This is a genomic window from Arthrobacter sp. 01T414, from assembly GCF_056398965.1.
In genome coordinates this window covers 115,734-129,260 of record NZ_JBFTQK010000005.1, presented here as the reverse complement: position 1 = coordinate 129,260, position 13,527 = coordinate 115,734, and the positions used below count along the sequence as shown (strand labels likewise).

The 13,527-nt window shown below is 68.3% G+C and carries 16 protein-coding genes; 6 read left to right on the top strand and 10 right to left on the bottom strand.

The features are described 5' to 3' along the window. Positions 1-576 carry a hypothetical protein gene (locus AC1DK9_RS12965; protein ID WP_476861454.1) on the bottom strand — a complete coding sequence of 192 codons (576 nt, stop codon included), beginning with the start codon at positions 574-576 and terminating at the stop codon, positions 1-3. Between the two features lie 3 nt (positions 577-579). After that, positions 580-1,047 (bottom strand): hypothetical protein, encoded by a 468-nt coding sequence (locus AC1DK9_RS12960; RefSeq protein WP_476861455.1) that lies wholly within the window; start codon positions 1,045-1,047, stop codon positions 580-582. A 721-nt stretch (positions 1,048-1,768) separates the two neighbouring features. Here AC1DK9_RS12960 and dnaB point away from each other — a divergent pair. Continuing rightward, a complete protein-coding gene (gene dnaB / locus AC1DK9_RS12955; protein ID WP_476861456.1) occupies positions 1,769-3,154 on the top strand; it encodes a replicative DNA helicase in 1,386 nt (461 codons plus the stop codon). Between the two features lie 9 nt (positions 3,155-3,163). On the opposite strand, the gene AC1DK9_RS12950 is transcribed toward dnaB, so the two are convergent. Together AC1DK9_RS12950 and AC1DK9_RS12945 are read right to left on the bottom strand one after the other, a co-directional pair. After that, complete coding sequence (locus AC1DK9_RS12950) at positions 3,164-4,126, bottom strand: acyl-CoA thioesterase (protein WP_476861457.1); 963 nt, start codon at positions 4,124-4,126, stop codon at positions 3,164-3,166. A 167-nt stretch (positions 4,127-4,293) separates the two neighbouring features. Beyond that, positions 4,294-4,728, bottom strand: coding sequence for a DoxX family protein (locus tag AC1DK9_RS12945; protein ID WP_476861458.1), 435 nt, complete (start codon positions 4,726-4,728; stop codon positions 4,294-4,296). 147 nt (positions 4,729-4,875) lie between these two features. Between AC1DK9_RS12945 and AC1DK9_RS12940 the strand changes: the two genes are divergently transcribed. From AC1DK9_RS12940 to AC1DK9_RS12930, 3 genes are all read left to right on the top strand, one after another. After that, positions 4,876-6,231: an MATE family efflux transporter gene (locus AC1DK9_RS12940; protein ID WP_476861459.1), complete on the top strand. Its 1,356-nt coding sequence runs from the start codon at positions 4,876-4,878 to the stop codon at positions 6,229-6,231. A 21-nt stretch (positions 6,232-6,252) separates the two neighbouring features. Then, the gene (locus tag AC1DK9_RS12935; protein WP_476861460.1) at positions 6,253-6,846 is read left to right on the top strand and encodes a hypothetical protein; all 594 of its coding nucleotides are present in this window, start codon (positions 6,253-6,255) and stop codon (positions 6,844-6,846) included. Between the two features lie 85 nt (positions 6,847-6,931). After that, positions 6,932-7,288, top strand: coding sequence for a hypothetical protein (locus AC1DK9_RS12930; protein ID WP_476861461.1), 357 nt, complete (start codon positions 6,932-6,934; stop codon positions 7,286-7,288). A gap of 42 nt (positions 7,289-7,330) precedes the next feature. Here the strand turns inward: AC1DK9_RS12930 and AC1DK9_RS12925 are convergent, their stop codons facing one another. Beyond that, the gene (locus AC1DK9_RS12925; protein ID WP_476861462.1) at positions 7,331-7,873 is read right to left on the bottom strand and encodes a CGNR zinc finger domain-containing protein; all 543 of its coding nucleotides are present in this window, start codon (positions 7,871-7,873) and stop codon (positions 7,331-7,333) included. Positions 7,874-7,996: 123 nt separating this feature from the next. Here AC1DK9_RS12925 and AC1DK9_RS12920 point away from each other — a divergent pair, with 123 nt between their 5' ends. Then, on the top strand, positions 7,997-8,989 hold the full coding sequence (locus tag AC1DK9_RS12920) for an EamA family transporter (protein ID WP_476861595.1): 993 nt from the start codon (positions 7,997-7,999) through the stop codon (positions 8,987-8,989). 99 nt (positions 8,990-9,088) lie between these two features. On the opposite strand, the gene AC1DK9_RS12915 is transcribed toward AC1DK9_RS12920, so the two are convergent. The 5 genes from AC1DK9_RS12915 to AC1DK9_RS12895 form a co-directional block, all read right to left on the bottom strand. Then, a complete protein-coding gene (locus tag AC1DK9_RS12915) occupies positions 9,089-9,355 on the bottom strand; it encodes a hypothetical protein (RefSeq protein ID WP_476861463.1) in 267 nt (88 codons plus the stop codon). Between the two features lie 136 nt (positions 9,356-9,491). Further along, on the bottom strand, positions 9,492-11,762 hold the full coding sequence (locus AC1DK9_RS12910) for a heavy metal translocating P-type ATPase (protein WP_476861464.1): 2,271 nt from the start codon (positions 11,760-11,762) through the stop codon (positions 9,492-9,494). An 85-nt stretch (positions 11,763-11,847) separates the two neighbouring features. Continuing rightward, positions 11,848-12,078 (bottom strand): heavy-metal-associated domain-containing protein, encoded by a 231-nt coding sequence (locus AC1DK9_RS12905; protein ID WP_175323461.1) that lies wholly within the window; start codon positions 12,076-12,078, stop codon positions 11,848-11,850. A 40-nt stretch (positions 12,079-12,118) separates the two neighbouring features. Continuing rightward, a complete protein-coding gene (locus tag AC1DK9_RS12900) occupies positions 12,119-12,466 on the bottom strand; it encodes a metal-sensitive transcriptional regulator (protein ID WP_476861465.1) in 348 nt (115 codons plus the stop codon). Positions 12,467-12,709: 243 nt separating this feature from the next. Then, positions 12,710-13,219, bottom strand: a complete 510-nt coding sequence (locus AC1DK9_RS12895; protein ID WP_476861466.1) for a universal stress protein — start codon at positions 13,217-13,219, stop codon at positions 12,710-12,712. Between the two features lie 104 nt (positions 13,220-13,323). Here AC1DK9_RS12895 and AC1DK9_RS12890 point away from each other — a divergent pair, with 104 nt between their 5' ends. Continuing rightward, complete coding sequence (locus tag AC1DK9_RS12890; protein ID WP_476861467.1) at positions 13,324-13,524, top strand: hypothetical protein; 201 nt, start codon at positions 13,324-13,326, stop codon at positions 13,522-13,524. Positions 13,525-13,527 lie beyond the last annotated feature (3 nt).

The following is a 13,527-nucleotide window of genomic DNA, read 5'->3' as shown; positions in this document are numbered from 1 at the left end:
CTAATCTTCGAGCAGGGCGATGAACTCCCGGGCCTGCTTGAGCGAGATGTCCGAGTGGCGGGTGAGCGTGGCTGCCGCCGCCTCCGTGTCGCCGCTCTTGGCCAGCGTGCGGATCCGTCCGTAGATCTCGTCGTTCAGCATGTTGCTGCTCACCTCGCGCGTGACATCGCCTTTGCTGGCGATCGCGCGGTACCGGTATGAAAAGCGCTGCGGGGCGTCGTCATCGTCGTCGTGCGCGGGCTGCTCGGGCGCCTGCGGGGGCCGATACGGCTGGGGGTGCGCAGCCAGGGCCCCTACTGCGTCCCGCGACGCGCGAAGTCCCTCGCCGGTGGCTTCCAGGTACAGCTTGATCGCGGCCATCGCCTGCCCCTGGGCGATCAGGGCGTACAGGCGCCGGTGTTGCTCCTGGTCCAGCCGGGCCGCCGCGGCGCGGGCGAGCTCGGTCGAGTTCCGGACGGGCTGAGGGGCCGCGTCCTGCGGCGTGCGCGGCCGGCGTCGCCCGATGGCGCGGGCGGCAAGTGCGACGCCGAGGCCGACGAGCACGAGGATCAGGAGGGGGACTAGCAGGGCTTCCATGGACTACAGCCGATCTACGTAATTCTTAGCGGTCAAAAGATCTGTGTTCGTGGCCTGGCGCAGCAGCTTAATAGCCTGAACCTTGTGGCCGGACCGGGCCAGGGACTGCAGTTGGAGCGTGAACTGGGGGTTCAACTGGCCGCCGGGCAGGACCGCGCCGGGGTAGCCAGGCTGGCTCCGGTCGCTGAAGGCACTGCCGCTGCCCTGCGAGGCCGCGCGGGCGTGCTCGGCCTGCTGGGACTGCTGCTGTTCGTTCTGGCTTGGGCGGGTGGCTGCATCCACCCGGGCGCGGGCCGCCGTGGCTGCCTTGACCTGAGCCTCGTAGTGGGCGCGGGATCGCATGGCCAGTTCCAGTTGGTAGCGCTCCGCATCGGAGATGCCGAAATTGCGCGGTTTCAGTGCCGCTGAGACCGCCCACAGCACGCCAGCGAGGATGAGGGCAGGCAGTATGACTATCAAGACATCGCCCATGGCCACAGCTTATGCCAGATAACAGTTATCCACAGCATATTCTGGGTCCCGCATACAAGCCGCGACGAAGTCCGTCAATTCGCCCCTCTCCGAGTGGCGAGCATCACATAATTCGCATATTTGAGCCGTTCTGTGGCCCTCAAACTCCGCACTATCCCCAGCCGCGGGCTGCAAGCTGTGGATGAACCTTGTGAAGAATTCTTTTTCATCCACAGGAAAATTCCTACGTTTCCGCACGTCAGAGGCCTATCTGGGATGAAAAATTTGTTCTATCCACAGGGGTTCCCACAGGCTGTGCACAAGCTGGGGGGATTAGTCCACAAGTTATCCACAGGAAGGCCGGTAGGGCGGGTTGGTGCGGGCCGAATCGGGGGATAACGTAGCGGGAGACCTCGTTGGCGGCACCGGTATCTGGACGCCGCCGCAGCGTGCAGGCCACCCCGGCGCCGGGGCGTCACCACCTCCGGGTGCGGGACAAAATGTCGGTCGCTGGCGCTAGAACTGATGCAAGGGAGGCCAGCCGGACCACCCGGGCGGCCCCGCCCCGGAACGGCGCCCATAGTGCGCGGCAGCCCCCGGGCAAGGCAGCAACACGGCAGGGCACTAACGCAGCACGGCAACAACACGGCACGGCAGTACAACTCAGCACGGCAGTACAACACATGGCCTCAGGGCCGCCGGTGGAAAATTTTCCGCCGGCACACAATGAAGGACGGCAGTTTTGTCAGTTACGCATCTGGACTCGGTCGAGGGCACTCGGGGAGCCGAAGGCAGCCGCAAGCCGCCGCAGGACATCCCGGCGGAGCAGTCCGTGCTGGGCGGCATGATGCTCTCCAAGGATGCGATTGCGGACGTCGTCGAGATCCTCCGCGGCCAGGACTTCTACCGCCCGGCGCACGAGACCATCTATGAAGCCATCATCGACCTGTATGGCCGCGGTGAACCCGCCGATGCCGTCACCGTCTCGGATGAGCTGACCAAGCGCGGCGAAATCAACCGGATCGGCGGCCCGGCCTACCTCCACGAGCTGATTCAGACCGTACCCACCGCCGCAAACGCCGGCTACTATGCCGAAATCGTGGCAGAACGGGCCGTCCTGCGCCGGTTGGTCAACGCCGGCACCAAGATCGTCCAGCTCGGCTACGGGCAGGACGGCGAGGTGGAGGACCTGGTCAACCAGGCCCAGGCCGAGGTTTACGCCGTGGCCGAACGACGCACCGCCGAGGACTACGTCGTCCTCAAGGACGTCATGGAATCGACCGTGGACGAAATCGAAGCGTCCGGACACCGCGGCGAAGGCATGGTGGGTGTCCCCACCGGGTTCTACGAGCTCGACGAGCTGACCCATGGCCTGCACCCCGGGCAGATGATCGTCATCGCCGCGCGCCCCGCCGTCGGTAAGTCCACCTTTGCCCTCGACTTCGCCCGTTCCGCGGCGATCAAGAACAACCTTGCCACCGTCATGTTCTCCCTCGAAATGGGCCGGAACGAGATCGCGATGCGCCTGCTGTCCGCGGAGGCCACGATCGGCCTGCAGGACCTCCGCAAGGGCACCATCAAGGACGAGCAGTGGTCCAAGATCGCCACCACCATGGGCCGGATGAACGACGCCCCGCTGTTCATCGACGACAGCCCCAACATGTCGCTGATGGAAATCCGCGCCAAGTGCCGCCGGCTGAAGCAGCAGCACGACCTCAAGCTGGTCATCCTCGACTACCTGCAGCTCATGAGCTCGGGTAAGAAGGTTGAATCGCGCCAGCAGGAAGTTTCGGAATTCTCCCGCGCCCTGAAGCTGCTGGCCAAGGAACTCCAGGTTCCGGTGATCGCCTTGTCGCAGCTGAACCGTGGCTCCGAGCAGCGCCAGGACAAGCGCCCCATGGTCTCCGACCTCCGTGAGTCGGGTTCCATCGAGCAGGACGCCGACATGGTCATCCTGCTGCACCGCGAGGACGTCTACGACAAGGAATCCCCGCGCGCCGGCGAGGCGGACATCCTCATCGCCAAGCACCGTAACGGCCCCACCAAGGACATCGTGGTTGCGTTCCAGGGACACTACTCCCGCTTCGCCAATATGGCGGGGGACGCAGCCGGCGGAGGCGGCTTCTAAAGGAGCGGGCTACTGGAGCAGGTGGTTGGGCAGCCGGTTTCCCGGCGCCTTGCCCCGGATCTCGAGCAGCTCGCGCGCGTGGGCGTGCAGCCGTTTGTCCTCCTCGGAGACCGGCACCCATTGCGGGATCGGAACTGAGGTGCCGCTCTCATCGCGGGCCACCATCACGGTCAGGCAGTACGTGGTGAGGTTGAGCTCGTGCCCCTTGGGATCCCCGGAACGGACGTGGACGGCGATGTGCATGCCCTTCGTCCCCGTGTAGACCAGCCGGGCCTCCACCTCCACCAGGTGGCCGATCAGCAGCGGCCGGTAGAACCGGACGCCGCCGGAAAAAACCGCCACGGTGTCCATGCCGCAGTAGCGCGAGGCGCAGACGTAGGCAGCCTCGTCGATCCACTTCATGACGATTCCGCCATGAACCTTGCCACCCCAGTTCACATCCGTGGGGGCGGCCATGAACCGCAACGTCACGCGCTCGGCGGTGCCGGCGTCGGTGTACTCCTGCCCGCTCATGGCCTCGACAATGTCCTCGCGGACCTTGATCCTCGCCAGTGCGTGCTCCCGCTCTTCGACTTCCGCCGGAGTCCGCGGTTCAAACTGCGGCACGGGAATCGGCTTGCCGTCCTCGCCCACTGCCACGAAGATCACCAGGCACTGGCTGCGCATCGTGGCCGGTCCGCCCTTGGGATCGCCGGAGGAGACCACGGTGCGGATGTGCATCGAGGACCGGCCGGTGTAGACGATGGTGGCGGTTACTTCGACCATGTCGCCGCTGTTGACCGGATCCGCGAAGTGGATGTTCCCCACGTAGGCGGTCACGCAATAGGACTTGGCCCAGCCGACGGCGGCCGCGTAGGCCGCCTTGTCCACCCATTCCAGGACTGTCCCGGCGTCCACCGAGCCGCTGTGGCCCACGTCCGTGGGCGCGGCCAGAAAGCGCAGGGTGACGGCGTTGGCGGAAGTCTCACTCATGGAAGCGAGTGTACTGAGGGAGCGGCGAACGGGCGCGGGGTGATGACACAAAGCCGGCGCCGGCCGCCACACACGGCGCCACCCGCACCCGCCCCGCTGCCGGAGACGACGGCGGGCGGCCACCCGAAGGTGACCGCCCGCCGTCGAACGCTTTGGAGTAGCGGTTCCTAGGCCAAGGCGCTGAGCTTGGAGCCGGAGCGGCCGAAGAGGGCTCCGTCCACTGAGACCTTGCCTGCGCCGACCAGCGCCACGGCCAGCGCCGCGGCGGCGAGGATGAGCACCAGTTCGTAGCCTCCCGAGGCAACGAATATTCCCGCCGGGGCATGAACGAGGAAGAACGCGCCCAGCATGTCCACCGCCAGCAGCAGCGCGAACACGCGGGTGAGCACGCCCAGGATCAGCGCGATCCCGCCGGCCAGTTCCAGCGAGGCAACAACCGGCGCCACGATGTTGGCAGCCGGGACGCCCATCTGGGCAAAGGCGGCCTGGGTTCCGGGGATGGTGAACTCGCTGAATTTCTGCCAGCCATGTGCGGCGAAAAGGAAGCCGGTGACGAGGCGCAGGATCGTGCGGGCCGTGGTGGTGAGCGTGGGCTGGTTCATGGGCATACCGTTCTGACGTCGGGCAAGCGGGGCTGGGGGCAATGGGAGGGGTCAGCCGCTTTAGTTGAAGATTCAACTTAAACTCTGGCCACCTTTAGTTGAAAAGTCAACTAATGCGTAGTCGTGCGACGCCGCTAGGGTGGATCCGTGCCGACACCCGCCCTGACTCCCGCAACCCTCACGCCGCCAGCAGTCCGACGGCGTGAAATCCTGCGCCTGGCCGTTCCCGCCTTCGGGGCGCTGATCGCCGAGCCGCTCTTCCTGCTCGCGGACTCGGCGATTGTTGGCCACCTGGGCGTGGCCGAACTTGCCGGTGTGGGGCTGGCATCGGCGGTGCTGCATACCGCGGTGGGCCTGATGGTGTTCCTCGCCTACTCCACCACCCCCGCGGTGGCGCGCGCGATCGGCAACGGCCAGCTGCCAAAGGCGCTTGCGGCCGGCCGCGATGGCGTCTGGCTGGCCCTGGTGCTGGGCGTGGTCCTGGCCGCGGCGGGGTTCGTCGCAGCTGAACCGCTCCTGGAGCTGATGGGCGCGCGCGGTGAGGTCCGGTCCTTTGCGGTGGACTACCTGCGGTGGTCCATGCCGGGCCTGGTGGCCATGCTGCTCATCTTCGCCGGCACCGGAGTGCTTCGCGGGCTGCAGGACACCCGGACCCCGCTGGCCGTGGCCGCAGCCGGCTTCACCGCCAACATTGTGCTGAACCTGTTCCTGGTCTACGGCCTGCGGCTCTCAGTCACCGGCTCGGCCCTGGGCACCAGCATCGCGCAGTGGGCCATGGCCCTGGTCTACGTCGTCATGGTGCAGCGCAATGCCCGCAACCACGGCGTGTCCCTGCTCCCGGACTGGCGGGGCATCCGGGCCCTGGCCAAGGTGGGCTCCTGGCTGATGTTGCGGACCCTCAGCTTGCGAATCGCGATCCTCGCCACGGTGTTGGTCGCCACTGCACAGGGGCCGGTGAACCTGGCCGCCCACCAGCTCGCGATGACCGTCTTCACCTTCCTGGCCTTCGCCCTCGACGCCTTGGCAATCGCCGCCCAGGCCCTCATCGGCAAGGAACTCGGCGCCTCGCACCCGGCGGCGGCGAGGCAGCTCACCGGCACCATGACCCGCTGGGGACTCGGCTTCGGGGTACTGACCGGGCTGCTCCTGGCCGCGGCCGCGCCGTGGGCGGGGCAGCTGTTTACCGCCGATGCCGGGGTCCAGTCCGCGCTCACGCTCGCCCTTTGGGTGCTTGCCGCCGGGCAGCCGATCGCGGGCTTCGTCTTCGTCCTCGACGGCGTGCTGATCGGCGCCGGGGACGCGAGGTACCTGGCGATTGCCGGCGTCGTGAATCTTGCCGTCTACCTGCCGCTGCTGCTGGCGGTCGGGCTCTCCGGGGCCCGCGGCGGTGCGGCGCTGCTCTGGCTGTGGGCCGCCTTCTCGCTGGGCTACATGCTGGCCCGCGCCGTCACGCTCGGCCTGCGGGCACGCACGGACCGGTGGATGTTGCTCGGCGCCCACTGAGCCACCCACTAAACTGGGCGGGTGACTCTCCCCGCAAACTCCCACGCTTCGACTGCCCTGCCCGCCGCCCCGGACGTGTGGAAGCCCGTGCTGCTCCGGGCCGCCGTCGCGCTGGTCTTCGGCGCCGTGACCGTCTTCTGGGCCGCGCCATCCGTTGCCGGCATGGGCTGGACGGGCGGCCTTTACCTGCTGGCCACCGGGTTGGTGCTGCTCTGGAGTGTCAAGAAGACCGGGTTGGCGCACGGGGGCCGGACTGCCAAGGTCCTGGCCGCCGCCGGGGCGGTCCTGACCGGAACCGGCGCAGCGGTGGCGCTGCTCGCCGGCAATCTGGTGTTCGGCGTCATCGGCGCCCTGGGTCTGGGCCTTGCGGGCGCCGCCGAGTTCTACCTGGGCCTGGCCGCCCGGCGCCGCTCGGTCCTGGCGCGGGACTGGATCGCCTCCGGCGTCATCGGCCTGGGAACCGCGGCTGCCCTGCCGTTCTTCATTGATCTCGGCCCGCATGCGCTGCTGGGTGTGGCCGGCGGCGGCGCGATCATTTGCGGGGTGCTGTGGACCCTGGCCGGCCTGACCCTGCGGCACGATGCGCGGGGCGCAGCCGCCGAGGCCGTAAACTAGTAGGAACAGGTTCTACCCTGCGTAGAACAACCGCGGTATCGGAACTGCCACGCCAATCCGGCGCTGGCGGCAGGAGGAAAGCACCTTGGCAGAGCAGAAATCAGGAGAACGCCGCAGCCTGCGGACCTCGGTCAAGGGGCCGCTCATGTTCTCCGCCTTCTGGGCAGTGCTGGCCTTCTTCGCCGTCCTGATCTTCGCCTCCGGGGGCAGCGCAAAGTCGCCCCGCTTCGACCTGGCCTTCACCGGTGCCGGCATCGCGTTCATTGTGACCCTCGTGATCGCAGCCATGCTCTCCATGAGCTACAAGGACAATGCCGAACACCTGGGCAAGGGCTCCGGCGTCAACCTCAGCTCCAAGCGGCCGGCTGCCTCCTTTGACAGCCCTGCCGCTGACCCGGCCCGCGACGCCGAGACCCGCGAGCCCGGCAGCGAGCTCCGCTAGCCCCCACCTGCAGGGCGACCGCCCCGCGCCAGCACGCAACGGCTAGGACGCCGCTTTCCGCGCCCGGTAGGCCGCGACGTGCGCGCGGTTGGCGCAGTTTCCGGTGTCGCAGTAGCGCTTCGATCGGTTCCGGCTCAGGTCCAGCACGACGGCGTCGCAGTCGTCGGCCGCGCAGACCAGCATCCGGTCCATTTCCTTGCTGCGGATCACGTCCACCAGCGCCATCGCGGCCTCGGTGCTCATCCTGTCGGCCAGCGGCGCCTCGGGAGTGGTTGCGTGCAGGTGCCAGTCCCAGCCGTCATGCTTCTTCAGCTGCGGCAGTGCCCGCGCCTCGGCCAACAGGCGGTTGACGGCCTCCACGGCGGTGTCCTCATCCGCCAGCCATAGCCGGGCGAGCTCGGCACGCAGCCGGTGCACGCTGGCCAGTTCCGCGGCGTCATGGGTCCGGGATCCACTGAAGCCCTCGGCCGCGAGGAATTGGTCCAGGTCCGCGACGGTGGTGAGCTTCTCCTCCCCGTTGGCTGCGGTGTTGATCAGGGCAGCCACGGACCGCAGCGCGATCTCCGTGTCAGGGGCAAAAACCATCTTGACTCCTTACGTCACCTGAGCGTACTGTCATGACCATAACCCAACTTTACTCCTGACAGGAGGCCGCCCGTGTCTGCCGCACGCCGCCCCGCCGCCGCTCCGGCCAAGAAGCGCCCCCAGATCCCCGGTGCCGGAAACGCAACTCCGGACGCTCCGGGCTTCTTGGCGTCCGGCCTGGGGGTTGCCCTGTTCTCGTCGGCGGTGTTCGGAATTTCCGGCTCCTTCGCCAAGGCGCTGCTGGAGACCGGGTGGACCCCGGGTGCCGCGGTCACCGCCCGGCTCACCGGAGCCGCGCTGGTGCTGGCCGTCCCTGCTGCGGTCGCCCTTCGCGGCCGCTGGCACCAGCTGCGCGACAACTGGCTCACCGTCCTGCTGTTCGGGTTGATCGGCGTCGCCGCGTGCCAGCTCTTCTATTTCAACGCTGTCGCCCGGCTTTCTGTCGGTGTGGCGCTGCTGCTCGAATACCTGGCCCCGGTGATCATCGTGCTGTGGCTTTGGGTGGCCAGCCGGAGACGGCCGCGGCCCCTCACCATTGCAGGCACCCTGCTTTCCCTCGCGGGCCTGGTCCTGGTGCTGGACCTCACCGGCGCCGTAAAGATCGACCTGGTCGGCGTGCTGTGGGGCATCGCGGCGGCCGTCTGCCTGGCCATCTACTTCTTCATCACCGCCAAGGAGAACGACACGTTGCCGCCGATCGTGCTGGCTTCCGGCGGCCTCATGGTGGGGGCGCTCGTTATGTGGCTGGCCGCGGCCACGGGCCTGCTGCCGATGGCCGCCAGCACGGCCGACACCCGGCTCGGCCCGTGGGTCACGCCGTGGTGGGTCGCGCTGGGCGGGCTGGTCATCCTTGCCACCGTGCTCGCCTACGTATCCGGCGTCGTCGCGGCGCGGGCGCTGGGCTCCAAGGTGGCCTCATTCGTCTCGCTCACCGAGGTCCTGTTCGCCGTCATCTGGGCGTGGCTGCTCCTGGGCGAGCTGCCCGGGCCCATCCAGCTCCTGGGCGGGCTGCTGATCGTCGGCGGGGTGGTCCTGGTCCGGCTGGACGAATTGCGCACCCGGGCCCCGCTGCCCGCCGAGCTCGACCACGCGAACGACGTCGAGACCGTCCCCTAATAAGGGGATGCCGGCCCGCTTGGACAGCCGGCACAAACGATCAGCCCGGACGCGAGTGCGTCCGGGCTGATCGGGAAACTGCTCCGTCGAGTGGCAGGCCTAGCGCGAGGAGGCGCTTTCCTGCTCGGTGGCGTTGCGGTTGGCCTGCTGGCTGGCCTGCTGCAGCGCCTGGGAGACCCGGGTGAGGGCGGCAACGTGCTCGCCGTTCCACTCGTTGCGGAACTTGTCCGCGTCCGGCCCCAGCCACTGGGTGCCGGCCAGCACCTTGGTCAGCAGCGTCCTCTGGTTGTCGATCTCCTGCGAACCGGCCTGCAGCTTCGTCCCAAGAGTCTTGAGCTGAGTAACATCTGCACCCCAAATAGCCATTTGAAAAAACTCCTTAGTTCACCGGACCCGAATACTCTCGGCATCCCCAGCGGCCTCCGGCTGATCCGGAAGATCCATTGCTTCGAACCTACCCTGTTCCACAAAAAGCTGTCGATGGGCAGCCCTCCCCATGGGGCTAGCGGCCGAAGCTGCGCAACCGCAGGGAGTTGGCCACCACCAGCACGGAGCTGGCCGCCATTGCGGCGCCGGCGATCATCGGGTTGAGCAGGCCCAGTGCGGCCACGGGTATGCCGATGGCGTTGTAGAAGAATGCCCAGAAGAGGTTCGTCTTGATCGTGGACAGGGTCCTGCGGGACAGTTCAATGGCCTGGGCAACCTGCCCCAGGTCGTTGCCCATTACGGTCAGGTCCGCCGCTTCGATGGCGACGTCGGTGCCGGATCCCATCGCGATGCCCAGGTCCGCCTGGGCCAGCGCAGCGGCATCGTTCACGCCGTCGCCGGCCATTGCCACCGTGGCGCCGCCGGCCTGCAGCGTCCGCACGGCGTCGACCTTGCCCTCCGGCAGGACGCCCGCGAAGACGTCTTCCGGCGGGATCCCGACGGCGGCCGCCACCTGTCCGGCCACCGCCGCGTTGTCCCCGGTCAGCAGGATGGGCCGCAGCCCAAGGTCCCGGAGCCGGGCGATGGCGGCGGCGGAGCCGGGCTTCAGGGTGTCGCGGAGGCTGATGATGCCCGCCGGAACCCCGTCCACGGCCACCCAGATGGCGGTGGCTCCGGCGTCCTCGGCGGCTGCCAGGGTGGTCTGGTGCGGGCCGGACACAACGACGCCGTTCTCCTGCAGCCAGCCGGACCGTCCCACGGTGACGCGGCGTCCTTCCACGCTGCCGCGGACACCGCCGCCGGGGGCCGAGTGGAAGTCCGCGACGGCGGGCAGTTGCGCATCGGCGTCGTGCTCCCGTTCTGCGGTCAGCGCCGCCGCGGCAATGGCCCGGGCGACCGGGTGCTCGGAGGCGGCCTCCGCCGCGCCGGCGAGCCGCAGGACCTCGCTGTCGCCGAAGGGGGCAAACGCGCGGGTGCCGGCAACGGCGAGGTGGCCGGTGGTGACTGTTCCGGTCTTGTCCAGCAGGATGGTGTCCACGGTGCGGGTGTCCTCGAGCACCTGCGGGCCCTTGATCAGGATGCCCAGCTGGGCGCCGCGGCCGGTGCCGGTGAGGAGGCCGACCGGGGTGGCGAGTCCCAGGGCGCACGGGCAGGCGATGACCAGCACCGCGACGGCTGCCGTGAAGGCGGCGCGGAGCTCGGTGTCGCTGACGGACGGGCCGGCCGCGAGCAGCCAGGCGCCGAAGGTGACCGCCGCGATCACCAGGACCACCGGGACGAAGACTGCACTGATGCGGTCCGCGAGCCGGGCGATCGGGGCCTTCCCGGACTGCGCCTGGGAGACCAGCCGGCCCATCTGGGCCAGGGTCGTGTCGGCGCCGACGCGGGTGGCGCGGACCAGGAGCCGTCCCGAGGTGTTGATGGTGGCGCCCGTGACCGGGCTGTCGGGGCCGACTTCGACCGGCACCGACTCCCCGGTCACCAGCGAGGCGTCGACGGCGGAGCTGCCCTCGAGGACGACGCCGTCGGTGGCGATCTTCTCGCCCGGGCGGACGACGACGACGTCTCCGACCCGGAGCCGGTCCGCGGGGACCTGGAATTCCGCGCCGTCACGGAGCACGGTGGCATCTTTGGCGCCCAGGTCCAGCAGGGCCTTGAGCGCGTCGCCGGCCTTGCGCTTGGCGTTCGCCTCCAGATAGCGGCCGAGCAGCAGGAAGGTGGTGACGACGGAGGCGACCTCAAAGTACAGGCCGGCGGAGTCCATGCCCTCCATGCCCGGGTGCTCGGTGAGGCGGGGATCGGCCAGCAGTTGCCAGGCCGAGAACGCAAAGGCGGCCGTTACGCCGATCGACACCAGCGTGTCCATGGTGGAGGACAGATGCCGTGCGTTCACCGCCGCGGCTCGGTGGAAGGGCCACGCCGCCCAGCTGACCACCGGCAACGCCAGCGCGGCGGCGATCCAGCCCCAGTTCGGGAACTGGACGGCAGGAAACATCGAGAGCACGAAGACCGGGACGGTGAGGGCGGCCGCGACCATCAGCCGGGGCTTCAGTTTCGCCGCCGGTCCTTCGGCGGTGGCCTCGGCCGCCGGGGCGGCTTCCCGGGGGGTCCGCACCGTGGCCTTGTAGCCCGCGGCGTTCACGGTCGCGGCGATTTGCTCGTCGCTGATGTTGGCCGGGACGCTGACCCGGGCGGACTCCAGCGGAAGGTTGACCGAAGCCTGCACCCCATCGAGCTTCCCGAGCTTGCGCTCGACCCGGCCGACGCAGGACGCGCAGGTCATGCCCTCGATATCGAGTTCAATCACCCGGTTCCCCGGCTGGTCCAGCAATTGTGCGTTGCTCACGGTATGTGCCCCTCGATCGCGTTCGGTGAAGTTCTGCTCGCTCGTCCTGCCCGTCCTCCGCGGGGGAGGCGGCCCGACGTCGGGCTCAGGCCTCGTTGGCAACCACCAGGTAGCCGGCCTCGGCTACCGCTTCGCCGATCTCGGCGGGAGAGAGTGCCTTGTCGGAGGTGATCGTGACGGTGGAGATCCCGCCGGCGTTGAGGTCGACGTCGACGCTCTCGACGCCCGCCAGGGCCTCGAGTTCCTCGGAAACAGAGGACACGCAGTGTCCGCAGGTCATCCCGGACACCTCGACGGTGGTGGAAACGGTGCTCATGGTTTGCTCCTTGGTGGGGGTGTGGTGAGTGGTGTTGCCGCTACCGCAGCAGGCGCCCGATGGCATCGGTGGCCTCCTTCACTTTGAAGTCAATGGTTTCGGCCCGAAGCTCCGGATCCGGCTCCGCGGCGGCCCCGACGACGCAGTGGCCGATGTGTTCCTCCACCAGCCCGAGGCTGACGGCGTGCAGGGCCTTGGTGACGGCGGCGACCTGGGTAAGGATGTCGATGCAGTACTTGTCCTCATCGACCATCCGGGCTATGCCGCGGACCTGGCCCTCGATCCGTTTGAGCCGCTTGAGGTAGGCGTCCTTGTTGGCGGAATAGCCGTGCTGCTGGTGCGCGGCGCCCTTCAGGGGCGGCGTCAGGGAGGCTTCGGACTCGTTCATGCCATCAAGGTATACCCCCTAGGGGTATCTTGCAAGTACCCTCCTGGGGTACCTGGGGTACCTGGGGCCGAAATGGACATTGTCCGGAAATTAAAGAGCTCCGGAGTGCGTTATTGGGGGATACGCACTCCGGAGCAGCTATGGGGTAGTCGGTTTCCCGTCTACGAGTACAACCTTAGGGGGCAGTAGCAACGATGCGCCAGCACCTCGAATAACTACTTTCGCTTTATTTTCCCGGGCCATTCAGGAGCCGCCGTGGCGGGCCCCGTCAACGGCGGTCCGCGCCGGAACGATCAGGACCGGACGGTCCTGATGATGGCTGAGCCAGGCGGCCACCGATCCGTTGAGTGCGGCAGTGAGCCGATGGCCCAGCCCCGCTCCGGGAGTGCCCACGATGATCATGGCCGCGTCCGCATCCGCAGCCAGCCGGCCCAGCGCCCGGGCCGGATCCCCGGCCAGGGTCTGCAGCTTCCATTCCACCCCGGGAACGTCGCAGACCGCGGCGACTTCTGATCGGAGGCGTTCCGTCGCCGCCTGGATCGCCGCATTGTCGGCCTCCGGATGGAGCGAAAGCCGGTGGGCTGACCGGGCAGGGTCCCACTCCACGAGATAGCTCGCCTCGTCCACGTAGGCACAGACCAGCGGCGCGGAAAGGCTCCTGGACAGCATCACCGCCGTCGCGAGCACCTCCGGGGGCTGGCCCGGAAGGACGCCGACAACCAGCGGGGCTGGACTCATGCTCGCTGCGGGCATGCTTCATTGTTGTCCCGGGCCGGCCGGTCCGGCTAGGGCCTTCCTCCCTTGATCGGCCCCGGCGGCGGGCCTACCGTGAGAAGCAGACGGGAAGGGCGGCAGCGGTGGAAATTTTCATGTGGTGGTTGGACCTGGACCTCGCCAGCAAGGAATGGCTGCGGGATAACCTGCGCGCCGAGGAGCTGCCCCTGCCGGTGCTGCAGGGCATCGCCGAGGCCGGCGGGCCGCACCCGGACCGGCCGTCCGGCGTGCTGAGCGCCGCCGACTGGGACTTCATCGAAACCCAGTCCGAATTCGTCGATTGACTG